The sequence below is a fragment of the Pseudomonas sp. MF6751 genome (genome assembly GCF_016613265.1).
Classification (GTDB): domain Bacteria; phylum Pseudomonadota; class Gammaproteobacteria; order Pseudomonadales; family Pseudomonadaceae; genus Aquipseudomonas; species Aquipseudomonas fluorescens_BV.
Map to the genome: position 1 here is coordinate 248,459 of NZ_JAENSV010000004.1, position 24,108 is coordinate 272,566.

Annotated in this window: 20 protein-coding genes; 5 read left to right on the forward strand and 15 right to left on the reverse strand. The window is 60.7% G+C overall.

The window, feature by feature from the left end:
* Positions 1–135: 135 nt before the first annotated feature.
* From JJD66_RS05960 to JJD66_RS05975, 4 genes are all read right to left on the reverse strand, one after another.
* A complete protein-coding gene (locus tag JJD66_RS05960) occupies positions 136–1,455 on the reverse strand; it encodes an MFS transporter (protein ID WP_105228248.1) in 1,320 nt (439 codons plus the stop codon).
* A gap of 270 nt (positions 1,456–1,725) precedes the next feature.
* Complete coding sequence (locus tag JJD66_RS05965) at positions 1,726–3,051, reverse strand: sigma-54-dependent transcriptional regulator (protein ID WP_198715624.1); 1,326 nt, start codon at positions 3,049–3,051, stop codon at positions 1,726–1,728.
* Positions 3,045–4,811, reverse strand: a complete 1,767-nt coding sequence (locus JJD66_RS05970) for an ATP-binding protein (protein WP_200647752.1) — start codon at positions 4,809–4,811, stop codon at positions 3,045–3,047. Before JJD66_RS05970 ends, JJD66_RS05965 begins: the two co-directional genes overlap by 7 nt.
* Positions 4,812–4,972: 161 nt before the next feature.
* Positions 4,973–6,496, reverse strand: coding sequence for a fumarate hydratase (locus JJD66_RS05975; RefSeq protein ID WP_003193907.1), 1,524 nt, complete (start codon positions 6,494–6,496; stop codon positions 4,973–4,975).
* Between the two features lie 215 nt (positions 6,497–6,711).
* On the opposite strand from JJD66_RS05975, the gene JJD66_RS05980 reads away from it, so the two are divergent.
* Positions 6,712–7,653 (forward strand): iron-sulfur-binding ferredoxin reductase, encoded by a 942-nt coding sequence (locus tag JJD66_RS05980; protein ID WP_200647753.1) that lies wholly within the window; start codon positions 6,712–6,714, stop codon positions 7,651–7,653.
* A 742-nt stretch (positions 7,654–8,395) separates the two neighbouring features.
* Here JJD66_RS05980 and pyk read toward each other — a convergent pair.
* On the reverse strand, positions 8,396–9,847 hold the full coding sequence (gene pyk, locus JJD66_RS05985) for a pyruvate kinase (RefSeq protein ID WP_003193904.1): 1,452 nt from the start codon (positions 9,845–9,847) through the stop codon (positions 8,396–8,398).
* Between the two features lie 173 nt (positions 9,848–10,020).
* Here pyk and JJD66_RS05990 point away from each other — a divergent pair, with 173 nt between their 5' ends.
* Complete coding sequence (locus JJD66_RS05990; RefSeq protein ID WP_003193903.1) at positions 10,021–10,395, forward strand: tetratricopeptide repeat protein; 375 nt, start codon at positions 10,021–10,023, stop codon at positions 10,393–10,395.
* A 222-nt stretch (positions 10,396–10,617) separates the two neighbouring features.
* On the forward strand, positions 10,618–10,977 hold the full coding sequence (locus JJD66_RS05995; RefSeq protein ID WP_019821226.1) for a PilZ domain-containing protein: 360 nt from the start codon (positions 10,618–10,620) through the stop codon (positions 10,975–10,977).
* A 52-nt stretch (positions 10,978–11,029) separates the two neighbouring features.
* Here the strand turns inward: JJD66_RS05995 and JJD66_RS06000 are convergent, their stop codons facing one another.
* Genes JJD66_RS06000 through JJD66_RS06025 form a run of 6 tightly spaced genes read right to left on the reverse strand, consistent with a single transcriptional unit; the run spans position 11,030 to position 17,700 of the window.
* Positions 11,030–12,361: a DUF58 domain-containing protein gene (locus tag JJD66_RS06000; RefSeq protein ID WP_200647754.1), complete on the reverse strand. Its 1,332-nt coding sequence runs from the start codon at positions 12,359–12,361 to the stop codon at positions 11,030–11,032.
* A gap of 7 nt (positions 12,362–12,368) precedes the next feature.
* Positions 12,369–13,364 carry an AAA family ATPase gene (locus tag JJD66_RS06005; RefSeq protein WP_198715629.1) on the reverse strand — a complete coding sequence of 332 codons (996 nt, stop codon included), beginning with the start codon at positions 13,362–13,364 and terminating at the stop codon, positions 12,369–12,371.
* Entirely contained in the window at positions 13,361–14,518 is a 1,158-nt protein-coding gene (locus JJD66_RS06010; RefSeq protein ID WP_200647755.1) for a DUF4350 domain-containing protein, read from the reverse strand. Before JJD66_RS06010 ends, JJD66_RS06005 begins: the two co-directional genes overlap by 4 nt.
* Positions 14,515–16,044: a DUF4129 domain-containing protein gene (locus JJD66_RS06015; protein WP_200647756.1), complete on the reverse strand. Its 1,530-nt coding sequence runs from the start codon at positions 16,042–16,044 to the stop codon at positions 14,515–14,517. The genes JJD66_RS06010 and JJD66_RS06015 overlap by 4 nt, the downstream gene beginning before the upstream one ends.
* Complete coding sequence (locus JJD66_RS06020; RefSeq protein WP_200647757.1) at positions 16,031–17,011, reverse strand: stage II sporulation protein M; 981 nt, start codon at positions 17,009–17,011, stop codon at positions 16,031–16,033. Before JJD66_RS06020 ends, JJD66_RS06015 begins: the two co-directional genes overlap by 14 nt.
* On the reverse strand, positions 17,008–17,700 hold the full coding sequence (locus tag JJD66_RS06025; protein ID WP_198715633.1) for an RDD family protein: 693 nt from the start codon (positions 17,698–17,700) through the stop codon (positions 17,008–17,010). The genes JJD66_RS06020 and JJD66_RS06025 overlap by 4 nt, the downstream gene beginning before the upstream one ends.
* 167 nt (positions 17,701–17,867) lie before the next feature.
* On the opposite strand from JJD66_RS06025, the gene sbcB reads away from it, so the two are divergent.
* Positions 17,868–19,295, forward strand: coding sequence for an exodeoxyribonuclease I (gene sbcB / locus JJD66_RS06030; protein WP_198715634.1), 1,428 nt, complete (start codon positions 17,868–17,870; stop codon positions 19,293–19,295).
* Between the two features lie 90 nt (positions 19,296–19,385).
* On the opposite strand, the gene mvaT is transcribed toward sbcB, so the two are convergent.
* Positions 19,386–19,760, reverse strand: coding sequence for a histone-like nucleoid-structuring protein MvaT (gene mvaT, locus JJD66_RS06035; protein ID WP_019821235.1), 375 nt, complete (start codon positions 19,758–19,760; stop codon positions 19,386–19,388).
* Between the two features lie 352 nt (positions 19,761–20,112).
* Here mvaT and purU point away from each other — a divergent pair, with 352 nt between their 5' ends.
* Positions 20,113–20,961 carry a formyltetrahydrofolate deformylase gene (gene purU, locus JJD66_RS06040; RefSeq protein ID WP_019821236.1) on the forward strand — a complete coding sequence of 283 codons (849 nt, stop codon included), beginning with the start codon at positions 20,113–20,115 and terminating at the stop codon, positions 20,959–20,961.
* A gap of 123 nt (positions 20,962–21,084) precedes the next feature.
* On the opposite strand, the gene JJD66_RS06045 is transcribed toward purU, so the two are convergent.
* From JJD66_RS06045 to JJD66_RS06055, 3 genes are read right to left on the reverse strand one after another with little or no spacing between them, the layout of a single operon-like run.
* Positions 21,085–22,194 carry a lysylphosphatidylglycerol synthase transmembrane domain-containing protein gene (locus tag JJD66_RS06045; RefSeq protein WP_200647758.1) on the reverse strand — a complete coding sequence of 370 codons (1,110 nt, stop codon included), beginning with the start codon at positions 22,192–22,194 and terminating at the stop codon, positions 21,085–21,087.
* Positions 22,182–22,934, reverse strand: a complete 753-nt coding sequence (locus JJD66_RS06050; protein ID WP_200647759.1) for a DUF2334 domain-containing protein — start codon at positions 22,932–22,934, stop codon at positions 22,182–22,184. The genes JJD66_RS06045 and JJD66_RS06050 overlap by 13 nt, the downstream gene beginning before the upstream one ends.
* Positions 22,927–24,048, reverse strand: a complete 1,122-nt coding sequence (locus JJD66_RS06055) for a glycosyltransferase family 4 protein (RefSeq protein ID WP_200647760.1) — start codon at positions 24,046–24,048, stop codon at positions 22,927–22,929. Before JJD66_RS06055 ends, JJD66_RS06050 begins: the two co-directional genes overlap by 8 nt.
* Between the last annotated feature and the right edge of the window lie 60 nt (positions 24,049–24,108).

Sequence of the window (24,108 nt, forward strand, 5' to 3'; positions counted from 1 at the left end):
CACCTGCTCCATATGGAATTCTGGGGCACGCATCATAACGAATGTGGGAGCGGGCTTGCTCGCGAATGCGGTGTGTCAGTCGACAGTTTTATTGACTGATCCACCGCGTTCGCGAGCAAGCCCGCTCCCACATTTTTAGTCGGTGGTGATTCGCGAGTGTTTACGCGTGTCTTTCATGGTCACGTACACCATCAACGACACGGCGATACACGCGGTCACGTACCAGTAGTAGCCAGTTTCCATACCGATGCTCTTGAACCACAGCGCGATGTATTCAGCGGTACCGCCGAAGATCGACACGGTCAGGGCATACGGCAGGCCCACGCCCAGTGCGCGGATTTCGGTCGGGAACAGCTCGGCCTTCACCACGGCGTTGATAGAGGTGTAGCCGCTGACGATGATCAGCGCGGCCATGATCAGGAAGAACGCGCCCCACCAGCTCTGGATGGTGTGCAGGGTGGTGAGGATCGGCACGGTGAACAGGGTGCCAAGGACGCCGAAGGCGATCAGGATCGGGCGGCGGCCGATTTTATCCGACAGCCCGCCGATGATCGGTTGCAGGCACATGAACAGAAACAGCGTCGCCGCCGAGATGGTGGTGGAGTCGGAGATGCTCATGCCGACCGTGTTCACCAGATATTTCTGCATGTAGGTGGTGTAGGTGTAGAACGCCAGGGTGCCGCCCATGGTCAGGCCGACCACGGTCATCAGTTCCTTGGGATGGCGCATCAAGGTGCGCATTGCGCTTTCCTTGGCTTTTTCTTTCTTGGTGAACGACTCGGTTTCTTCCATGCCGCGACGCAGGTACAGCGCGACCACTGCGCACAAGGCACCGATGGCGAACGGGATACGCCAGCCCCAGGCATACAACTGCTCGGTGGTGAGCACCTGCTGCAGCACGATCAGCACCGCCAGCGCGATGAGCTGGCCGGAGATCAGGGTCACGTATTGGAAGCTGGAGTAGAAACCGCGGCGTTCCTTGGTGGCCATCTCACTCAGGTAAGTGGCAGAGGTACCGTATTCGCCGCCGACCGACAGGCCCTGCAGCAGGCGGGCAAACACCAGCAGGATCGGCGCACCGATACCAATGATTTCATAGCCGGGGCTCAGGGCAATCAGCAGCGAGCCGAAGCACATCAGGTACACCGAGGCCATCAAGGCTTTTTTACGCCCCACTTTGTCGGCGTACAGGCCCATCAGCCAGCCACCGATCGGGCGCATCAGGAAGCCTACGGCGAAGATCGCGGCGGTGTTGAGCAGTTGGGCAGTGGTGTCGCCTTTGGGGAAGAAGGCTTTGGCGAAGTACAGCGAGAAGGCGGCGTAGACGTACCAGTCGTACCATTCGACCATGTTGCCGACCGATCCGCTGAAGATCGACTTGATGCGGCTGGAGGTGGTGCGCTCCTGCGCTTTGACGGCCATCGATCCCAGAGGCACGGTGTTGGAGTTATCCATTGAAGGATCCTTCATCTAGTTGTTTTTATGGAGCGGCGCGTGCGCAGCCTGTTGGGGCTATAGCAGGAGCTGTGCCAGGTAGAGGAAGGCCCGGAATAGAAGGGTTGCGGGATTTTATTGAGCGGAAATTCGCTGACGGTTTTGGGGTGATGAGCGGAAATCCGCTTATGGCTGCCGACGCCATCGCAGGCAAGCCAGCTCCCACACCTGCCTGTGTTCACAGACCAAAATGTGGGAGCGGGCTTGCCCGCGATGGCGATCCAAAGGTCGCTACACAAACATCTCCCTTACCAACCCATGCCGCTGCATCTTCTCATTGAAGGTGCGACGCGGCAGTTGCAACTCGGCCAGCACCGCCTTGATATCGCCCTTGTGACGCGTCAACGCGGCCTTCAGGCAGTGTGCCTCGAACGCTTCCTGCTGCGCCGCCAACGACTGCCCGGCTTCGATACCTTGCGGTTCCGGCTCGTCCAGCCCCAACACCTGGCGCTCGGCGACGTTGGCCAGTTCGCGCACATTGCCCGGCCAGTCATGGCTGAGCAGACGCCCCAACTGTGGCCCACTCAAGGGCTCGACTTGGCGGCCCAGACGCTCGGCAGCGCTTTGCGCAAAATGCGCGTACAGCAGCGGAATATCTTCGCGACGTTCACGCAATGGCGCCAGGCGCAGTTGTGCGACATTGAGCCGATAGGCCAGGTCTTCGCGAAAGCGCCCCGCACGGGCTTCTTCCAGCAGGTCGGGCTTGGTGGCAGCGATGATGCGTAGGTCCACATGGATACTCTGGTTGGAGCCCAGCCGCTCCAGCTTCTGCTCTTGCAACACGCGCAGCAATTTCACCTGTTGGGCCAGGGGCATGCTTTCGATTTCATCCAGGAACAAGGTGCCGCCGTGGGCATATTCCAGTTTGCCGATACGTTTGCCCTGGGCGCCGGTAAAGGCGCCGCTTTCATGTCCGAACAGTTCGGCTTCGAACAACTGCTCGGGGATTGCCGCGCAATTGAGGGCCACGAACGGCTTCTTGGCGCGTGGGCCGAAGTCGTGCAGGCAGCGGGCGACCAACTCCTTGCCGCTGCCGGTTTCGCCCCGGATCAGCACATTGACCGGCAAACTCGCCAGGTCCAGCACTTGGCGGCGCAAGCTTTGAAGGCCCTTGGACACACCCAGCAGGCTGGATTCCAACTGCACGCGATGATCGGCCTGTTGATGCAGACGGCGGTTTTCCAGGATCAAGCTGCGCTTGTCCAACGCCCGGCGCAGGCTGTTGAGCAAGGCGTCGGGGCTGAACGGTTTTTCCAGGAAGTCGTAGGCCCCGTCGCGCATGGCTTCGACGGCCATTGGCACGTCGCCATGGCCGGTGAGCAAAATCACCGGCAAATCGGCATCGCGGCGCTGCACCTCGGCCAACAGCTCAAGGCCGCTGAGCCCCGGCATGCGCACGTCGCTCAGAATCACCCCGGCAAAGTCCTTGGGCAGTTGCGCCAGGCACTCTTCGGCGCGGCTGAACAACTGCACGTCAAACCCTGACAGGCTCAGCCATTGCTCGACGGCCGTGCGAATACTGGCTTCGTCATCGACTACAATCACCGCGTTCAACATAGGTCTGGCGTCTCCAGGGCGATAGGCAGGGTCAAGGTGAAAATCGCGCCATCGCCACGGTTGGCGGCACTCAGGCGTCCGCCCAGTTCATGCACGATAGCGTAGGACACCGCGAGCCCCAAGCCGAGCCCGTCGCCCACCGGTTTGGTGGTGAAAAACGGGTCGAATACGCTGCTCAAATGTTCCTCGGCAATCCCGCCGCCGCTGTCGCAGACGCTCAATTGCCATAGTTGCTGATCGGCGTGCAGGCGGATTTCCAGGCGCTTGCGCGGTTTATCGGCCATGGCGTCGAGGGCGTTGCGCAGCAGGTTGATCAGCACTTGTTCCAGGCGGATCGCGTCGCCACGTACCCAGGCCGGGCGAGTGAGGTCCAGCACCACACCGATGGCTTCGTCACGCAGGCGCGCGTCGAGCAGGTGCAAGGATTGGTCGACCACCGTCGCCAGGTCCAGCTTTTCGCGCAGACCGCTGGGGCTCTTGCGCGCGAACGTCTTGAGGTGGCCGGTGAGCGCGGCCATACGCGTGAGCATGTCATCCAATGGCGTGAGAGCCCTGTAGGCATCGTCCACGCGACCATGGTCGAGCAACAGCCGCAGCGTCGCCAGTTGCATGCGCTGGGCGGTCAGCGGCTGGTTGATTTCATGGGCGAGGGCGGCCGACATCTGCCCCAATGCCGCCAGCTTGGCCGACTGCACCAGGCCATCCTGGGCGGTGCGCAGCGCCTGGGTGCGTTCTTCGACCAATTGCTCCAGTTCTTCACGGCTGCGCTGACGCAAGCGGGCCAGGCGCCAGCGCTGGCTGAGGAACAGCCCCAAGAACACCAATGCCAGCCACGAACCCGCAGCGGCAAGGCCCGCGTTACGTTGGTCTTCAAAGGCAAACTGGGGTTTGCGCAACAGGTGCAAGGTCCAGCCTTCGCGCTTGAGCGGCAGCGACTCCCAGATGTAATTGGCGTTGCCGTCGGGGCCGCTGACGCGGATCAAGTGGCTGTTTTCGTCAAAGCGTTGCAGGGGCTGGGTGTCCAGCGGCTGCAGTTGCTTCTTGTCGTATTGGCGGGTGGCCTTGAGTTCAGCCAGGTCATTTTCGGACAACGGCCGCAGGTTGCGATAACGCCAGCCCGGCTGGTTGGCGATAAACACGATGCCCCGCGCATCGCTGACCAACAGCAGGTCATTGCCCTGGGCCCATTCGCGCTCCAGCTCGGGGAACTCCAGCTTGACCACCATGGCCCCAAGGAACTGCTCGTGCTCATCCACGACCGCACTGGAAAGAAAGTAGCCCGGAATACCCGTGGTCACGCCCACTGCATAAAAGCGCCCGGTGCCCTGGCTCAAGGTCTGGCTGAAATACGGCCTGAACGCGTAGTTGTGGCCGACATAACTGCTGGGCAGGTTCCAGTTGCTGGCGGCCACGGCCAGGCCGGTGCGGTCCATCAGTTCCAGGGTCGAAGACTGCGCAGCGCCGTTGATGCGCTCCAGCTTGCGGTTGAGCCGGTCTTGCGTGGCGGCGTCCAGCGGGCCCTTCAAGGCGCTGATCATCTCCGAATCCAGCGCCAGTACGGCGGGCAGGGCACGGTAGCGTTCGATCAGGGTGTGCAGCGAGTTGGCATACAGCGCGAGCTGCTGATTGGCACGGGCGGCGTCGTCCACCAAGGCCTGGCGTTCGGCATGGTGCGTGGCCAAGGCGGCAGCCAGCACCGCACCGGCGATGATCAACAGAGAATAGAAGGTCAGGCGCAGGGGGCGAGGGATCACGATCATACGATGATGAACAGGCACGGTAAGGGGCGAGCACCATAGCATGGGCGGCTCATATCTTGTGACCAAGGAGCTTGTATGGGAGCTAGCCCCTTGCTTCAGGCAGAAAAAAAGGCGACTGGGCCATGGGGCCGCAGTCGCCTTTATTCTTTTGGATGAGGTGCTTACTGCACTTCTACCGCCAGGCTGTCACTGATCTTTTTCTGCCAGATGGCAGGACCGGTGATGTGGACGGACTCACCTTTGCTGTCCACTGCAACGGTGACCGGCATGTCTTTCACGTCGAACTCGTAGATGGCTTCCATACCCAGTTCGGCGAAGGCAACCACGCGCGACTTCTTGATGGCTTGGGCCACCAAATAAGCGGCGCCGCCCACGGCCATCAGGTACACGGCCTTGTGGTCCTTGATCGCTTCGATGGCGGTCGGGCCGCGCTCGGACTTGCCGATCATGCCCAGCAGGCCGGTTTGCTCGAGGATCTGACGGGTGAACTTGTCCATCCGCGTCGCGGTGGTCGGGCCCGCCGGGCCAACCACTTCTTCGCGCACCGGATCAACCGGGCCGACGTAGTAGATAAAGCGGCCCTTGAGGTCCACCGGCAAGGTTTCGCCCTTGTTCAGCATCTCGACCATGCGCTTGTGCGCCGCGTCGCGACCGGTAAGCATCTTGCCGTTGAGCAGTACGGTTTCGCCCGGCTTCCAGCTCTGCACTTCTTCCGGGGTCAGGGTGTCGAGGTTGACGCGACGGGCCGATGGGCCGGCTTCCCAGACGATTTCCGGGTAGGCGTCCAACGGTGGCGCTTCCAGCGACGCCGGGCCCGAGCCGTCCAGCACGAAGTGCGCGTGACGGGTGGCGGCGCAGTTGGGGATCATGCACACCGGCAGTGAGGCTGCGTGCGTCGGGTAGTCCATGATCTTCACGTCGAGCACGGTGGTCAGGCCACCCAGGCCCTGGGCGCCGATGCCCAGTTGGTTGACCTTCTCGAACAGCTCCAGGCGCATTTCTTCGATACGGTTCTGCGGGCCGCGCTTTTTCAGCTCGTGGATGTCGATGGACTCCATCAACACTTCCTTGGCCATTACTGCGGCTTTCTCGGCGGTACCGCCGATGCCGATGCCGAGCATGCCCGGTGGGCACCAGCCGGCGCCCATGGTCGGAACAGTCTTGAGCACCCAGTCGACGATCGAGTCGGACGGGTTGAGCATGGCCATCTTCGACTTGTTCTCGGAGCCGCCACCCTTGGCCGCCACGTCCACTTCCACGGTGTTGCCCGGGACGATGGAGTAGTGGATGACCGCAGGGGTGTTGTCCTTGGTGTTCTTGCGGGCGCCGGCCGGGTCGGCGAGGATCGAGGCACGCAGGACGTTTTCTGGCAGGTTGTAGGCGCGACGCACGCCTTCGTTGATCATGTCGTCCAGGCCCATGGTGGCGCCGTCCCAACGCACGTCCATACCCACGCGCACGAACACGGTGACGATACCGGTGTCCTGGCAGATTGGGCGATGGCCGGTGGCGCACATGCGCGAGTTGATCAGGATCTGGGCGATGGAGTCACGGGCCGCCGGCGATTCTTCGCGCAGGTAGGCTTCGTGCATGGCCTGGATGAAGTCAACGGGGTGGTAGTAGGAAATGAATTGCAGGGCGTCGGCAACGCTCTGAATCAGGTCGTCTTGCTTGATCACGGTCATGAGTCGCGCTCCTCTATAAGGGAACATTCAATAAAGATGGCGTCAGTGTTGCATCGGTCGGCTGAAGCCATCTTTCCAAGGCACGCCAGAATGGTGCAGGCGCGACGCTAAAAGGCGCGGCAGTATAACCCGGCACGGTGGCCGATACACCCGACTATGGTCAAACTGTCGCAGGCATGATTCCCTGTGCGCGCTCCTTATGATTGAGTCTTTATATGCCTGAACTGTACGTCGGCGAACGCCACTGGTCTGTATCCCTCGGCAGCAACCTGCTGGATGCCTTGAATCAGGCCGGCGTGGCCGTGCCCTTCAGTTGCCGGGCCGGCAGTTGCCATGCGTGCCTGGTGCGTTGCGAGGGTGAGGTTGACGACCAGCAGCCCGAAGCCTTGAGCCCGACGCAGCGCCAGCAAGGTTGGCGCCTGGCGTGCCAGTGCCGGGTCAGTGCAGACCTGAAGGTCGAAGCGTTTGACCCTCAGCGCGATGGCCTGCCCGCCCAGGTGGTGGGCGCCGATTGGCTGAGTTCGACGGTACTGCGCCTGCGCCTGCAACCGGAGCGTGCCCTGCGGTACAACGCCGGGCAGCATCTGGTGCTGTGGGCGGGGCAGGTGGCACGCCCCTATTCTCTGGCGGGCTTGCCCCAGGAAGAGCCGTACCTGGAGTTTCATATCGACTGCCGTCAACCCGGTGCATTCAGCGATGCAGCGCGACAGTTGAAGGTCGGTGATCCTTTGCGGCTGGGTGAACTGCGGGGTGGAGCACTGCACTACGACCCTGACTGGCAATCGCGGCCGTTGTGGCTGCTGGCTTCCGGTACTGGCCTGGGGCCCTTGTGGGGGGTGTTGCGCGAGGCGCTGCGCCAGGATCACCAGGGCGACATTCGCGTGATTCATATGGCCCATGAGGCCGAAGGTCATTATCTGGCTGAACCCCTGGCAGCCCTTGCCGCCCGGCATGGGAACCTGACCGTGGAGCTATGGACCGCGGCGCAGTTGCAGCCGGCGTTGGCGCAACTGCGGCTGGTTTCCCGGCACACCCTGGCCTTGCTTTGCGGGCACCCTGCCAGCGTCGAGGCCTTTTCCAAGCGCTTGTTCCTGGCGGGACTGCCGCGTAATCAATTGCTGGCGGATGTGTTTCTATCCCGCCCTTTCACTTTATGAAAAGCCTGCTCAAGTCGGTATCGGAGTTTATCGCCGGGTGCTGATGACGCCATCGCAGGCAAGCCAGCTCCCACAGTAGACCGAGTTGTCTAACTATTGTGGGAGCTGGCTTGCCTGCGATGAGCATAGGTATCTCCACAACTTCGGCACGACGCTAAATCTGTGGCGAGGGAGCTTGCTCCCGTGACGGCCTGGCAGCCGACACAGATATAACTGATGCCCCGCGATCCAATGTGGGAGCTGGCTTGCCTGCGAAGACGGCCTGACAGTCAACCCAGTTGGACCGTGTACATATCCATTCCTGCGGTAACGGCCACTTAGGGTTCCGCCCTGACGGCGGCTCACTTTCGAAAAGCCGGAATGCCGGCCCAGACAAAAGTAAGCAAAGCGCTCTTGCCCCACCACTCGGAACCTCGCTTAGGCTCGGTGTGCCCGTAATCCGCCAGTGATTTGGGGGGCCGCCGCCACGCGCCATCCATGGCGCGGGGCGGCTAAACCGGCATCCCTGCCGGTTTACCCCCCAAATCCCTGTCGAATTCCGGCCAGCGTGGTTTAACGGGGCGCCTAAGATCAAAAGCAGATCAAGAGCGGCTCGCTTCGCATCGTGGTTACCGTTGAGCTAACAGAGTTATGTAGATACCTATGCTGCGATGAGGCCCTGAAATTCAACACAGTGGCCTGCACTGAAATGCAAAAAGCCCCGCCATTCACATGGCGGGGCTTTTGTTTTTCAGCCTGTCACTCAGACCTGCGGGTCGCCCACATGCAGGATCTTCATGCCATTGGTGCCACCGGTGGTGTGGTAGCTGTCGCCCTTGGTCAGGATGACCCAGTCGCCTTTTTCCACGACGCCGCGTTTGACCAGCTCGTCGATCGCCTTCTGGCTGACTTCGTTCGGTGCCAGCGACGCCGGGTCGAACGGAATGGTGTACACGCCACGGAACATGGCCGCGCGGGCCTGGGCTTCGCGGTGTGGGGTAAACGCGTAGATAGGCACCGAGGAGCGGATGCGCGACATGATCAACGGCGTGTAGCCACTTTCGGTCAAGGCGATGATGGCCTTGACACCCGGGAAGTGGTTGGCGGTGTACATGGCAGCCAGGGCGATGCTCTGGTCGCAGCTTTCGAAGACTTTGCCGATGCGATGGCTGGAGGTCTTGCTGGTCGGGTGCTTTTCGGCACCGACGCAGATACGCGCCATGGCCTGTACGGCCTCCAGCGGGTAAGGGCCGGCGGCACTTTCAGCCGAGAGCATCACGGCGTCGGTGTAGTCGAGTACGGCGTTGGCCACGTCGGACACTTCGGCACGGGTCGGCATCGGGTTCTGGATCATCGACTCCATCATTTGGGTCGCAACGATCACCGCTTTGTTGTGACGGCGTGCGTGCAGGATGATCTTCTTCTGGATACCGATCAGCTCGGCGTCACCGATTTCAACGCCCAGGTCGCCACGGGCAACCATCACGGCATCGGAGGCCTTGATCAGGCCGTCGAGGGTTTCATCATCGGCCACGGCTTCAGCACGTTCGATCTTCGCTACCAGCCAGGCGGTACCGCCGGCTTCGTCGCGCAGCTTACGGGCGTATTCCATGTCGGCGGCGTCGCGCGGGAAGGACACGGCGAGGTAGTCCACTTCCATTTCGGCGGCGAGCTTGATGTCGGCCTTGTCTTTTTCAGTCAGGGCCGGCGCCGTCAGGCCACCACCGCGACGGTTGATGCCTTTGTGGTCGGACAGCGGGCCGCCGATGATCACGGTGCAGTTCAGTTCGGTCGGCGTGGCAGTGTCAACGCGCATCACCACACGGCCGTCGTCCAGCAGTAGCTCGTCACCGACGCCGCAGTCCTTGACCAGGTCCGGGTAGTCGATGCCCACCACGTCCTGGGTGCCTTCGGTCAGCGGGTGGCTGGTGGAGAAGGTGAACTTGTCACCGATCTTCAGCTCGATCCGCTTGTTGGTGAATTTGGCGATACGGATTTTCGGGCCTTGCAGGTCGCCCAAGAGTGCAACGAAGCGGCCATGCTTGGCGGCGAGGTCACGCACCAGCTTGGCGCGAGCCTTGTGCTCGTCCGGGGTGCCGTGGGAGAAGTTCAGACGGGCGACGTCCAAACCAGCCAGAATCAGCTGTTCGAGGACTTCCGGCGAGTTACTGGCCGGGCCAAGGGTGGCGACGATTTTGGTACGACGGACGGACATGCACGGACTCCTGAGTTCAAGCGCTGGGGAAGGCTACTATGCTCTTTCGTTGTAGTCATTGTTCGTTTGCACTACTTATCGACGATTGGCTTGTTTTGGCTGCGGTTGAATGGGCAAACGCCTTGAAGATTTTCGACCAGGGGTCGATACACTGCACAAGACAGGAGAACCCCATGCGAATTTTGCTCGTTGCTGCCCTGGCCGTCAGTGTTGTCGGCTGTACCCGCTGGTCGATGGACCACCATTTGAACAACGCTTACCGCGCCTATGGGGTCGGTGATTGCCAGCGTGTCACCCTGGAGTTGTCCCAGGTCGATCGCGAGAGCCGAACTCGCCGCTACGTGCAACCGGAGGTTTCGATGTTGCGCGGGCAGTGCCTGGAACGCCAGAAACTGTTTGTCGATGCCGCACAGACCTATCAGTTCATCATCGGCCACTACCCGTCGAGTGAGTACGCCTATCGAGCCCGTGCGCGGCTCGATACCTTGCAGCAACTGGGGCATCTGCCGGCTGCAGGTCTGGCAAAACCAAGGCCTGCGTCGTTGTAAGGGTATTTGTCGCTTCATGGCTGGCCTGTTGCCAGTCTTGCGCTAATCTTTGAATGTCTGTTTGTGCAGTTTCCCATTCGAACGGATGCAAGGCCCGGATTCGGCAGCTGTTTGGTGACAAGCGGTACCTTTTGTCACACCGAGATCCAGGGAGAGCGAGCGATTGCTTGTTCCGAATCACTGGCACGGCCAGATTTTTGGCTAATGGATGGCGACTTCACCATGTTTACCGAACGACGGATCGAGCGGCATCAACTGCCGTATTTTTTGCAGGTGTTCAATCGTATTACCGACAAGCCAATCGGCTATCTTGGAAATGTGTCTGAAAACGGTCTGATGCTGATCAGCTCGTTACCCATGATGACCGAGGTGGATTTCGAGCTGCGCTTGAAAGTGCCGGTGGCGCAAGGCGAGTTCAAGGCAATTGACCTCACGGCAACCTGCTTGTGGAGCCATGAAGATGTTACCCCGCAGCATTACGACTCGGGGTTCAGCGTGCTTGAGGCGCCCGAAGAGTACCGGCACCTGATCAACGCGCTGTTGCAGTACTTCAGCTTTTATCCTTTGCAGGCCTCTGTCTGAATTATGCGTGGGGTCGTGGCCGTTTCCTGGCCATGCCCCTGCGCAGTCATCCTCAGAATACCCCGGCCTTTTTCCACTCCAGATAGCGCGTGACCAGACCGGCACCCAGCGCCGATGGCAAGGTATCGAGCACAGACAGCCCATGGGCACTCAAGCGGTCATGGCGTTGGTTGCGGGTGTTGAGGTAATCGATCGTGCCGCTGTAAGCCAGCGCTTCGGGCAATGTCTGCACAGGCGCCTGGCGTAGTTGGTCGAGGACCTCTTCCCTCAGGCTGGCCACCAGTACCCGGTGATGCCTGCCGATACGCTGGACGGCAGCCATCAGTGCTTCATCCTCCTCATCCCGCAGGTTGGTGACGATGATCACCAGCGCCCGGCGTTTTTGACGTGCCAACAACTGGCTGGCGGCCGCCTGGTAGTCGGCGGTTTTTCGCGTGGTCTGCAGGTCATAGACCGCATTGAGCAACAGGTTCAATTGGCCACTGCCCTTGACCGGCTTCAGGTAGCGCGGCTGGTCGCTGGCAAACGTGCACAGCCCTACGGCATCGCCCTGTCTCAAGGCAACGTAGCTCAGCAGCAGGCAGGCATTGAGCGCGTGGTCAAAATGGGACAGTTCATCATCCTGGCTGCGCATGTGCTGGCCGCAATCGAGCATGAACACGATTTGCTGGTCGCGTTCGTCCTGGTATTCCCGGGCAATGGGCGTTCGTTGGCGGGCGGTGGCTTTCCAGTCGATCTGGCGCAGGCTGTCACCTTCACGAAACTCGCGCAGTTGATGAAACTCCAGGCCTAATCCTCGCCGCTGATGTTGGCGCACGCCCAGTTGGCTGAGCCAGTTATCCACACCCCGCAACTGCGCACCGTATAAACGTGCGAAATCCGGGTAAACACGAGTGGCATCGTGGTTCTCGACCCAGCGTCGTGCCGACCACAGCCCCAATGGGCTGGGCAGCAGCAGTTCGCAGCGACTGAAATGGAAGTGCCCACGCCGCAAGGGGCGTACGCGATAACCCAGCTCAGCGCGTTCACCGGGGCGTAGTTGAATGGATTGAGGTAGGTTCTCCACACTCAGGCCATCGGGCACGTGATCGAACACCTGTACGGTCAGAGGTTGCGGGTAGTCGTGCTCCAGGCACAGGCGTATTTCTTCCCAGCGCCCCAGCGCCAGGCTACCAGGCAATGTTCTGTACACGCGGGCCGAAGGGCGGCGACGCAAGCGTGCGGCATCCAGCATCGCCAACAGCAACAGGGCCAGCAGCAGTCCCCAGGCTATCGAATGCAAGGTGGCGGGCACTTTGAACTGCAACGCTGCCGAGGCGCCCAACAGGGTGTTCAAGCCGAGCAGAACGCCCAGCCAGGTCAGCAGCAGACGGGTCGGTTTCATGATTGCGTCATTGTCTTGGTGCAGCAATCTGGTCGAGTAACTGCTGGAGCACCTGGTCGACTTCCAAGCCGTCGATGTCCAGTTCTGGTGCGATGCGTACCCGGTGACGCAGTACCGCCAGGGCGCAGCCCTTGATGTCATCGGGGGTGACGAATTCGCCACCGCGCAACAGCGCACGGGCACGTGCCCCGCGTACCAGGGCGATGGAGGCCCTGGGGCCGGCACCGATGGCCAGCCCCGGCCAACTGCGCGTGGCACGGGCCAGGCGCACGGCGTAGTCGAGCACCTGCTCATCCAGTGGCAGGTCACTGGCAATTTGCTGCATCGTTACTACGTCCGCGGCTTGCAGCACCGTACGCAACGGCTGTACCTCCAGCATGTCGGCCTTGGACGAGCGCGTCACTTCGCGGACCATATCCAGCTCTTGTAGAGCATCTGGGTAGTCCATTCGCACCTTGAGCATGAACCGGTCCAGCTCGGCCTCGGGCAGTGGGTAGGTGCCTTCCTGTTCGATGGGGTTCTGGGTCGCCAGCACCATGAAGGGCTGGCCGATGGGCAACGCCTCGCCCTCCAGGGTCACTTGGCGTTCCTGCATGGCTTCGAGAAGCGCTGCCTGGGTTTTGGCCGGTGCCCGGTTGATCTCGTCGGCCAGCAGCAGGTGGGTGAATAACGGCCCCTTGCGCAGTTTGAACTGTTCGGTCTGCAGGTCGTAAACGGCGTGGCCGGTGACATCGCTGGGCATCAGGTCCGGGGTGAACTGGATACGCGCGAAATCACCGCCAAAACAGCGGGCCAGGGCCCGTACCAGCAAGGTTTTACCCAGGCCAGGCACGCCTTCCAGCAATACGTGGCCGCCTGCGATCAGGGCGGTGAGCACGTCGTCAATCACCAGGTCCTGGCCAATCACGGCCTTGCGCAATTCCACGCGCAGCGCCTGGGCCTGCTGGCTGGCGTGCTGAAGCTTTTCGGCGGTCAGGGTGGTGGCCAGTGGAGAGTCGCTCATAAGGCATTCCTGAGGGTTTGCAGGTGCGCCACCTGACGGCTGAAGTCGGCACTGGAGAGCCGCTTCAGCGCAACGGGCTCAAGCGCCTGGCTGATGATGTGAGGGGGTTGTCGCGTAAGGTGTTCCAGCACCTGGCGTTGCTCTGACGCATCGAGGTGTTCGAACCCTGGATGGCGTCGCCGGGCTGCGCGCAGAATGTCGTGTCGCAAGGCTTGCAACAACGTGCCCTGGCCGCTGCGGCGCAACAGGAAGTCCGCGCTGGCCTTCAAGTGTTCCTGCAACTGGCGACGTGCCTTGGGCGCCGGTGCCTGGATCGGGCCCTGGCGCATGCCTGCCTGCCACAGCCCCAGAGCAAGCAGCGCAACCAGGGCGACGAGGGCCTGGGGGAAATAACGGAGCAACAGAGTAAACAGATCGTCTGTGTCGCTGTTGAACAGCAGGGTGACGTCAGTGCCCTGGTTCAGGTACCACAGCAACCAGGCGTTATCATGGTTGCCGATATTGGCGGTTGTCCACAGGTCGCTGTCGGTGATCACCGTTACGTGGCCTTGCCCAAGGTCAAGTTGCATCAGGTGGCTGTACTTGGCGCTGTTGGCGGAAAACTGCGCCAGGTGCTTGGGGTCGGTGAGGTTGAAGTCGGTGTCAAAACTGAAGTACGCCGGGGCGGTTTCGTTGTCGACATAGAGCTTGGTCAGGTCCGGCTTGGTTTTTTTACGCGGTGGCACGGATTCGTCGAAGGTGTCGCTCAAGGTTTGACGGATAGTGAGGCGATCAAGCAGCAGGTCACCGCTTGTGCCGGTTTCCTCATCCCATAATGCCTCGGCGACCAGTAGCAGGTGGCCACCGGCTTTTGCCCAGCCCAGTAGTTCTTCGACCTGGCGCGGGGTCATGTTGCTGCGCTCCCCCAGCAGCAACAGGCTATGGCCTTTGGCAGGCAGGTCGGCGAGTCGTTCAAGGCCATTGGCGTGCGCCACCACCACGCCTTGCTGGCGCAGAAAGTGCTCGGCGGCCAGGTAAGGGTTGGCGCGTGCTTCTGGCGACGGGCCGCGATCTACCACTTCGTCGTAGGGAATTGCCTTGTGCCAGGCATATAAGCCGCCCGCACCCAACAGGCACGCCAACGACAGCGCTGTCCACAATAGCGCGCGATTCATTGGCTCGCTCCGTCACTGAAAAGAGCACGCCAGTCGCTGCACAGTTTTTGTTGGGCTGAAGAGGGCGGCAGACGGTGACCATAGGCCAGGTTCTGCCAGTGGCGCGTCAGTTCGTCGCTGAACGCCAGTAATTGCGGTTGTTGCAAACGATGAACGCGCTCCAGCACCTGCCCCTCGGTATCGGCGCTTGTCAGTGGCAGGTCGAACTCATGCAACAGCCGGCTGAGCAACCCGCGATACAGCAGGCCAAGGGCTTCCCGGGGCTGGGTGGGCCATAGTTGTTCGGCGGTACTGGCGATGTCTTCGGGCAATGTCTCGGCGCCCAGTTCCAACCCGAACAACTGGGCGGGAACGGGCGAGGGGGCGGTAGTGCGAGTGGGTCCAAGGCGGCTGACGAACGTGCGCAACCATTCACGGTAACGCCAGAACACCAGGGCCAGGCCGCCAATCACAAGGCTCCAGAGCAGTATTTCCAAGGTTTTGGCGACGTATTTGAAGGTGTCGCTGTTAAGGTTGTCGAGCAGTGCCTGGAGCCAGCCAGGTAATTTGCCGTCGCCGTTGGCTTTGTTTTTAACCGGCGCTTTTTCTTCGCCAAACCGATAGCGTGTGACGGTTTCCGGGTTCTTGAAAGGTGGCTTTTCCAGCAATGCCTGGATGGATTGGCTGGCGGCCTGGGTGCTGAGGGGCTTATGGGTAGTGGTTTCATCTGCCATGGTGGATGGGCTGATGTGTAGCAACGCCAGGCCGACGACCAGCAACAACAGCGGCGCAACGTTGCTCAGGCGCTGGCGCAGGCGACGGAATACCAGTTCCAGGTCCCAGGCCTCCAGCACCGTGCGGCGGTTGAGGTACAGGCTGAAGCCACAGGCGACGTAGATGGGTTCCCAGAACACCAGGATCAGGGCATAGAAGGCATTGCTCAGGTGCTCAAGCCAAAGCACGTCCGAGCCTGATGCCAATACCAGCCGTTGCCAGTCCCAGTCCAGTTCAACCTGTTGCGGGATGAAGAGATAGAAGAGGGCCATGCCGCCAAACCACAGACCGATTTCCAGGTGTACGCCGATCGTCGTCAGCCAGCGTGCGGCGCCAGCGTTACGTTGCAGCAACACCCCAAGGCGTCGTTGACGTGCGTCACCGTCCAGGCCTTCCAGTTGGCTGACGGGCAGGGTGAAGCTGCGACTCATGCTCAGCCGCCGCCAGGTCAGGCTGGCGAACAGTTGCCCTTTGAGCAACTGCGGCCAATGGCGAATGGCCTGTTTGAGGCTGGGGGGCTCACCAAACAGGGCCTGGGAAAGAATGTACAGCGGCAAGCGGTCGAAGGCCGGCTTGAGCCACCAGAACAGGAACATGACCAGAGACGGGTAACTCCAGAGCAGCACCGTCAACAGGCTGAATACCGGCAGGCTCACCAGCGCCCAACTGCTCATCAGCAAGAAACGGTGTTCCCGGGCCATCAGCACACCCAAGTCCATGGCTTCCCAGGAAGTGCGCGGGCGAATGACTACGCTGGCGTCAGTCAGGCGCATGGCGACTCCGCCCGGCCAGGGTCAGGTAAGCGGCCACCAGCAGCCAGAGGGCGGCGCCTACCGCGTACTTGATCCAGGGCTCAATGCGAGTGGTTGAGGACCAGTAGGCTTCGATAAAGGCGGCGATCAACAGGAACACCATGACACCGCAGAGCATCCTTACGCTTTTGCGCGCGGCCAGGCGCAGGGCCTCGCTGCGCGCCAAGCGCCCGGGGGCGACCAGTGACCAGCCCAGTTGCAATCCTGCGGCACCGGCCAGTGTGATGGCGCTCAACTCGAATGCGCCGTGACCAATGACAAACGACCAGAAGGTTTGGCCATAGCCAATGTCGGTAAGGTGCCCGGAGACCGCACCTATGACCAAACCGTTGAAAATCAGGAAGAACACACTGCCCAAGCCAAACAACAGGCCGGCGGCAAAGGTCTGGAAGGCGATGCCGATGTTGTGCATCACGTAATAGCCAAACATCATCCAGTCTTCGCTGGCGGCACGCTCGGCAGCGCGGCCCAGGCGGCTGGCGTCTGGGTTGTACATGCCCTGCATCTCGGCCACCTGCTGGGGGCTGATGATGCTGTAGACCAGGTCGGGGAACAGGTACACCAGCAGGGCGATCCCCACCAGGCTGCCAAAGAACAGCAGGCCGGCGATCAGCACGAAGCGCCATTGTTCGCGTACCAGGCGCGGGAAGTCGGCGAGAAGAAACGCCAGTATGTTTGCTGTCAGATGGCTGCGATGGCGATACAGTTGTTGATGGCCGCGCAATGCCAGCTGTTGCAACGGATCGACCAGGTAACTGCTGTAGCCGCGGTGCTGAGCCAGGGCCAGGTGTTGGCACAGGCGTCGATATTGATGCGGGAAGTCGGCAACATCGGCGGCCTTGGCTTTACCTTGCTCCAGTTGCTTCAACTGCTCGGCGAAGGTTTGCCATTGATGCTGGTGGCGGCTTTCAAAAAGGCTCTGCTTCATGTCGGCCCCAACAAACCACGGGCTACACCGTTGAGTTGCTCCACGGCACGCGGTGCAGACACCTGCAGGGGCCCTGCGAGGATGGCGGCCAGTTCATTCACCCGTTCGGCCGAGAGTTCGGCCTGGCGTTCGGCGAAACCGAGGATGGCCCGTTGTTCGCTCAGTTCCAGTGCAAAGGGCAGGCGCAGGGCGGGCGCTTGAGGAATGCTCGGGCGTACCAGCGGCAGCTCGCGGTAGACCACGAGTGTGCCTGCGGCCAGGTCGCCGAGCCGCTTGAAGTGCGGATGCTGCAGGCAACTGATCGCGCCGAGGAAATAACCGAAGGGCAGCATGTCGACAAAACGCAGCAGGTTGCGGATCAATGATGCCGACCAGCCAATGGGCGTGCCGTCATCCTGTACCACGCGCAGGCCCATGACCTGCTTGCCCGGCGAGCAGCCTTGGTTGAGCACTTCGAACAACACCATGTACCACCAGCTCACCAGGAACAGCAGCAGCGAACCCAGCCCGATCCCCACATTGCCGAGCAGCGCCAGCGGCACTAGCAGGATCCCCATGATGATCCCTCGCACGCCCAGGTCGAATGCAAAGGCCAATGCCCGAGAGGGCAGGCCAGCAGGGCGCAGGAGCAGGTCGATGCCCTCCGGCGTTTCTATCTGATAGTGGGTATCCAAAGGCGTTGATGGCATTGCGATCCTTGGCAGTGCGAGGCGACTTGAGAGACACGGATGCTAACAGTGTCGACGGTGGAAGCAACCACCCGAGGTTTTTCTGGGTATTTATACAGTCAGGTATCGCTGGCCCCCAACGCCTTGCAGCGCCTAGACTTTGTCGGTCTTCAGCACAGGAATAGCCCGTGACCTCGATTTTCTGGTACGACTATGAAACCACCGGCATCAACCCGCGCAATGATCGCCCGCTCCAGGTAGCCGGGATCCGCACTGACCTTGAGCTCAATGAGATTGGTGCGCCGATCAATCTTTATTGCCAGCCCAGCGACGATATCCTGCCTCACCCGGCAGCGTGCGCGATCACGGGCATCACGCCGGGTGTTCTCGCCGAGAAGGGCCTTGCCGAAGCCGATTTCATGACTCGGGTGCACGCCGAACTGGCCGCGCCAGGTACCTGCGGCGCCGGCTACAACACCCTGCGATTCGACGATGAAATGACGCGCTACAGTCTGTACCGCAATTTTTTCGACCCGTATGCGCGCGAGTGGCAGGGCGGCAACAGTCGCTGGGACTTGATCGATGTGATGCGCACCGCCTACGCCCTGCGGCCGGAGGGCATCAACTGGCCCGAGCAGGATGGGCGTGTGACCCTCAAGCTCGAACGCTTGACCGAGGCCAACGGCATCGACCATGGCCAGGCCCATGACGCGTTGTCGGATGTGCGTGCAACCATCGCCCTGGCGCGGTTGGTCCGAGAGAAACAACCGAAGTTGTATGAATGGTTGTTTCAACTGCGCAGCAAGCAGCGGGTCATGGATCAGGTGCGGTTGCTGCAACCGATGGTGCATATCTCGGGGCGTTTTTCCGCCGAGCGCCATTATCTGGGCGTGGTCTTGCCCCTGGCCTGGCACCCGCGCAATCGCAATGCCTTGATCGTCTGTGACCTGGGGCTCGATCCACAAGGGCTGTTGGACCTGGATGCGACGACGCTGCGTCAGCGTCTTTACACGCGCCGCGATGAGCTGGCCGAAGGTGAGCTGCCGGTTCCGCTCAAGTTGCTGCATATCAACCGCTGCCCGGTGGTTGCACCGTTGAAGGTGCTGCGCCCTCAAGACCTTGAGCGCCTTCAATTGGATAAGGAGGCTTGCCTCGCGCGGGCGCTGCGGCTAACTGACGCACAGGAAGTTTGGCGGGACAAGTTAGCGGCCATTTACGCCGAGGAAGACTTTGCGTCGAACTCGGACCCGGAGCAGCAGCTCTACGAGGGTTTTATGGGTGACCGTGACCGCCGTTTATGTGAGCAAGTTCGCATGGCAGAGCCCGCGCAATTAGCCCGTCAGCAGTGGCCGTTCGATGATCATCGTTTACCGGAATTATTATTTCGCTACCGGGCGCGTAACTTTCCTGAAACCTTGAACAATGAGGAGCAACAACGCTGGAAACTTTTCTGTCAACAACGTTTGTCGGATGCACAGTGGGGGGCGCCGAATACCCTGTTGGCATTTAAGCAGGCGCGTGAGGAGTTGGCGGTTAGTGCTACATCGTTTCAGTGCCAGGTACTGGCGCAATGGCAGGACTATGCGGATTGCTTAGCGGCGCGCCTGAATCTGTAGGCGCATAACTACAGAATATTCAGACAATAAAAAACGCCAGCAAGCTGGCGTTTTTCATGTGTGACGTATCGGGTGAACGTCCGACCGGGCTTAGCCCAGCAGGGTTGCCCAACCTTCAACTACGTCACCGCCCCACTTGGCTTTCCACTCTTTCAGAGTTTTGTGGTTGCCACCTTTGGTTTCAATCACTTCGCCGTTGTGCGGGTTTTTGTACTGCTTGACCTTGCGAGCACGCTTGGTGCCGGTAGTTTTCACAGCGCCACGCGGTGCTTTAACTTTCGACTCTGGATCCAGCAGCGCGATGATGTCACGCAGGGATTTGGAGTATTCGCCCATCAGGGTGCGCAATTTGCCTTCGAATTCCAGCTCGGTTTTCAGCTTGTCGTCTTCGGACAGGTTCTTCAAACGGGCTTGCAGCTCTTTGATAGCTTCTTCGGTGGCGCGGTATTCGTTGATCAGTGACATGTGGACTACCTTATGTAGAACGCTGATTGACAGGGTGAGTGGCCTAATAATAGTCAGGCAATTTCATCAAGTAAACATTTAAGACGGTATTTAGGCGAATGACATTGAATGTGTGTGAGAAAACCTGGCCGATGAGTTAATTAGTAAGCGTTATGCGCAAAAGATAATCGCCTTAATTTTTTGCTACCGGCCTGAGCATGCCGTTGTATCGTCATATAGCGCTGGTAAAACCTTACACGATTAAGGGGTGTTACCACGGCCATGCCTCAAGATAAGGTGCAAGGGAATACTGCAGTTTTTCTGCGTAATCGCTAGAATAGCGGCCTTTGTGAAGTTCTGGAGTTTCCCCCTAATGCGCACTTTTCGGCTGGTGATTGCTTGCCCGGACCGGGTTGGCATCGTTGCCAAGGTCAGTAACTTTCTGGCTTCCCATAATGGCTGGATCACCGAGGCGAGCCATCACTCGGACGATCTCAGTGGTTGGTTTTTCATGCGTCACGAAATCCGTGCCGATACGTTGCCCTTTGGCCTGGAAGCTTTCCGCGAGGCGTTTGCGCCGATTGCCGAAGAGTTTTCGATGACCTGGCACATCACCGATACAGAGCAGAAGAAACGCGTGGTACTGATGGCCAGCCGCGAATCCCACTGCCTGGCAGACCTGCTGCACCGCTGGCACAGCGACGAACTCGATTGCGAGATTGCCTGCGTGATCTCCAACCATGACGATCTGCGCAGCATGGTCGAATGGCATGGCATCCCTTATTACCATGTGCCGGTCAACCCACAGGACAAGGAGCCGGCATTCGCCGAAGTGTCGCGCCTGGTCAAGCAGCATGACGCGGATGTGGTGGTGCTGGCGCGCTACATGCAAATCCTGCCACCGGAGTTGTGCCGCGAATACGCAGGCAAGGTGATCAACATCCACCACAGCTTCTTGCCGTCCTTTGTCGGTGCCAAGCCATATCACCAGGCTTCCCTGCGTGGCGTGAAGCTGATTGGTGCAACCTGCCACTACGTGACCGAAGAGCTGGACGCCGGCCCGATCATCGAGCAGGACGTGGTGCGCGTCAGCCATAGCGACAGTATTGAAGACATGGTGCGGTTCGGCCGTGACGTCGAGAAGATGGTGTTGGCCCGTGGCTTGCGCTACCACCTGGAAGATCGCGTGTTGGTGCACGGCAACAAGACCGTGGTCTTCTGACCCAGCGGTTTTGATTGAAAGACATCGGGGCCTGGAGGTAAAACTCTCCAGGCCCTTTTTTATTTCTGTTTCAGGAGATTCCCATGAGCGACCCGCTGGATAAAGCCACCTCAAGGGCACCTGCTACCTTGGGCGAGGGCTGTTTGAGTCGTTACGACCCGGACGCGCTGGATGCCGAGGATGGTACTGATTTTCCAGGCGCGGCGCGTTTATGGGAACAGACACAGGCGCAGGATGAGCAGCCTGCCGCCCCTGAAAAAGACGCTTGAGCAGCGGTTTGCCGACCATCAATAGAAACACTGGCGCACCGGCCAGCAAATAGAAGTAGTAGGTCACCGCGCGCCAGATCAGAATCGCCGCAGCCGCTGTGGATGTGCCCACCATGGGCGCCAGCAGTGCCGCTGACGTCAACTCCGCAGCGCCGGCCCCGCCTGGCGCCAGGCTGAACTGCCCGGCAGTCAGGGATAACATCTGGATCAGAAAGCTCCAGGCCCACTGCACCTCGCCCCCCAACCCGCGCAGCGCCAGGTACAGCACGCTGTAACGCAGCAGCCAATGCAGGCTGGTCAGCGCAAAGACCCCAAGCAAGGTGCTCCGGGGTAGTTTCAGGGTGGCGCTGAACGCCGCAAGAAAACGTAGCAACCGGCGTGCCCAGCGTCGGCGGGTAGTAGCACTGACCTTCATGGCCTTGAGTGCCAAACCCGCCAGGCGAATCAGCCGTCGGTGAAAATGCACCACGGCCCAGCCACTGATTACCCCACCCACCATCGACACGGCGCTGAGCCCCAGCAACCACTCCAGACGCGGGCTGAGGCTATGGAACAGCGCATATAGCAAGATCCCCACCAGTGCGCAGAGAAAAAACACCAGGTCGCTCAACTGGTCCAGGGCAAACACCGCGCTGCCTTGGGCGGGGCGGATGCCGTTGCGTGCCAGCAGGGCCATCAGGGTCAACGGCCCGCCGCTGCCGCCAGGTGTTGCACACATGGCGAACTCGGTGGATATCACCACGCCAAGGCTTTTAAGCGGGCCTAACTCGCCGCGATGCTCGCCAAGCAGCAGGCGGATACGCAGGCTGTTGATCAGCCAGCAGCCAATGATCATGGCGAACATCCCCAGTAACTGGGGCAAGGGAAACTGGCGCAGGCGCGCTATGCTTTCGCCGCCGCCCAGCCACAATGGGATCACCAGCGCCACCAAGAGCGCCAACCCTAACCCGATCAGTCGGCCCATGGCTGCGTCGCCAGCCAGGCGGCCTTGGTCTGGGGGACGCGCCCTGTGCTGAGCAGGCGTTGTAAGGTGTGCAACCAATAATCGCGGGAAAACCTGTGGCGCATGTCCACCGGGTGCAATCCCAGTCGGATCAGCGGGGCTGTCTGCCACCGCTGTTCACGGCGGTCACTGAGGATTTTGGACAATCCCCGGCCCCAGGCACTGCGGGCGCTCCACACCAGCCCGGGGGCGTTGATAGGCGTGAAGTCCGGCAGGCGATAAAGATGTTGTGGGTCGCTGGTGTAGCTCAGCGGCAGCTGGCGCAATGCCTGCCGGGTGCCGTCGCTCATCAACCAGGCGGGCGCAACAAAGCCATGCAGCGGCCAGCCATTGCGCTCAAATACCTCAATGCCGGCGGTCAACCGGCGCAACGCCTCGGCTTCGGACAGCTGGTAAAACTCGCCTTCCTGGGTATAGATGCGTCGCATAAACCATTCTTTTGGCGTACGCGGCCGAGGTTGGTCGTCGCAATGGTAGTAACCGTGCAAGGTGAGCTCATCGCCCTTGGCGACACGGCTGTCGAGCAGGCGCCGAAAATCGCGGTGGGCGGCCAGGTCGTCATGGTGATGGAAGTCTGGCACCACCAGCCAAGTGATGGGCACGTTGCCCAGTGCATCGACGGCCTCGACGAAGGGCCGGTAGTCGGCCCAGGTGTGCGGCGCCACGTCGTGCAGGACCAGCATCAGCGCGCGCTCAGCCATGGGCGAGCATCGGTTCATGGCTGCCCAGCACGGCGTAGTAATGCCCCAGCAAGCTGTCGACCACCGTATCCCACGCATAATGCAGTTCGACATGGCGCCGAGCCTGAGCACCCAGGCGTCGGCTGTCGGTACTGAACAGCTCGCGCACCGCATCGGCCATGGCCTTGGGGTTGTTTGGCGCGCACAGCAGGCCACAACGCTCGTCGACAATCTCGGTAAAGGCCCCGGCCGCCACGGCGACCACTGGAATACCGCAGGCCATGGCTTCCAGGATCACCAGGCCGAAGGTCTCCTGGTCGCCACCATGCAGTAAGGCGTCGGCGCTGGCCATCAGCCGAGCGACATGTTGGGCGGGCCGGAATCCGTCAATCACGGTGACATTGTCTGGCACGCTGGCCGGCATGCCGGAGCCCACCAGTAGCAAGTGGTAGCCTTCCCCCAGGCGTTTCATGCAGTTGAGCAGCACCGGCAGGTTTTTCTCCTTGGAGCCGCGCCCGGCGAAGATCAGTAGCCGAGTGTCTTCGCCAATCCCCAGTTCGGCGCGCAGGCCGGGGTCGCGTACCTCAGGGGTGAAGGTTTGCAGGTCTACACCGAGGGGTTGCACGAAGACATTTCTGACGCCAAGCCCGGTGAGCTTGTCGGCCATTACCTGGCTGGGGGCGAGCACTCGGTCAAAATTCCCATAGAGTTTGCGCACATAGGCTTCAACATTGGGGGTAAACCAAGGCCCCATGCGGTTGCTCACCAGCAGTGGCAGGTCGGAGTGGTAAAAGCCGATGACCGGCACATCCAACTGCCGCCGTGCATCCAGGGCTGCCCAGGCGGTCAGGTAAGGGTCGCCAACTTCGATCAGGTCGGGCTGTAAATCGTGCAGGACATTTCGCCAAGGCGCCAAGCGAAGGGGGAAGCGATAGCCTTTGCCGAAGGGCAGGGCGGGCGCCGGTACTTTGAAGATGCCGTCCTGCTCGCTCAAGTGTGCGCCAGGAATCAACAGGCTGTGGCGAATGCCAGGCTTGAGCGCCAGACGCCGGTGCTTGGCGTCAAGGTAAGTGCGTACGCCACCGCTGGCCGGGGCGTAGAACATGGTTATGTCAGCGATATGCACGATGAACATCCCTCCGATCCATTGCTCTCCCTAGATGGACCTGAGGTAAGGATAGATGTTCGGTTTAGA

Coding starts and splice junctions, on each gene's coding strand:
- JJD66_RS05960 (WP_105228248.1), bottom strand. CDS start 1,455: ATGGATAACTCCAACACCGTGCCTCTGGGATCGATGGCCGTCAAAGCG.
- JJD66_RS05965 (WP_198715624.1), bottom strand. CDS start 3,051: ATGTTGAACGCGGTGATTGTAGTCGATGACGAAGCCAGTATTCGCACG.
- JJD66_RS05970 (WP_200647752.1), bottom strand. CDS start 4,811: ATGATCGTGATCCCTCGCCCCCTGCGCCTGACCTTCTATTCTCTGTTG.
- JJD66_RS05975 (WP_003193907.1), bottom strand. CDS start 6,496: ATGACCGTGATCAAGCAAGACGACCTGATTCAGAGCGTTGCCGACGCC.
- JJD66_RS05980 (WP_200647753.1), top strand. CDS start 6,712: ATGCCTGAACTGTACGTCGGCGAACGCCACTGGTCTGTATCCCTCGGC.
- pyk (WP_003193904.1), bottom strand. CDS start 9,847: ATGTCCGTCCGTCGTACCAAAATCGTCGCCACCCTTGGCCCGGCCAGT.
- JJD66_RS05990 (WP_003193903.1), top strand. CDS start 10,021: ATGCGAATTTTGCTCGTTGCTGCCCTGGCCGTCAGTGTTGTCGGCTGT.
- JJD66_RS05995 (WP_019821226.1), top strand. CDS start 10,618: ATGTTTACCGAACGACGGATCGAGCGGCATCAACTGCCGTATTTTTTG.
- JJD66_RS06000 (WP_200647754.1), bottom strand. CDS start 12,361: ATGAAACCGACCCGTCTGCTGCTGACCTGGCTGGGCGTTCTGCTCGGC.
- JJD66_RS06005 (WP_198715629.1), bottom strand. CDS start 13,364: ATGAGCGACTCTCCACTGGCCACCACCCTGACCGCCGAAAAGCTTCAG.
- JJD66_RS06010 (WP_200647755.1), bottom strand. CDS start 14,518: ATGAATCGCGCGCTATTGTGGACAGCGCTGTCGTTGGCGTGCCTGTTG.
- JJD66_RS06015 (WP_200647756.1), bottom strand. CDS start 16,044: ATGCGCCTGACTGACGCCAGCGTAGTCATTCGCCCGCGCACTTCCTGG.
- JJD66_RS06020 (WP_200647757.1), bottom strand. CDS start 17,011: ATGAAGCAGAGCCTTTTTGAAAGCCGCCACCAGCATCAATGGCAAACC.
- JJD66_RS06025 (WP_198715633.1), bottom strand. CDS start 17,700: ATGCCATCAACGCCTTTGGATACCCACTATCAGATAGAAACGCCGGAG.
- mvaT (WP_019821235.1), bottom strand. CDS start 19,760: ATGTCACTGATCAACGAATACCGCGCCACCGAAGAAGCTATCAAAGAG.
- purU (WP_019821236.1), top strand. CDS start 20,113: ATGCGCACTTTTCGGCTGGTGATTGCTTGCCCGGACCGGGTTGGCATC.
- JJD66_RS06045 (WP_200647758.1), bottom strand. CDS start 22,194: ATGGGCCGACTGATCGGGTTAGGGTTGGCGCTCTTGGTGGCGCTGGTG.
- JJD66_RS06050 (WP_200647759.1), bottom strand. CDS start 22,934: ATGGCTGAGCGCGCGCTGATGCTGGTCCTGCACGACGTGGCGCCGCAC.
- JJD66_RS06055 (WP_200647760.1), bottom strand. CDS start 24,048: ATGTTCATCGTGCATATCGCTGACATAACCATGTTCTACGCCCCGGCC.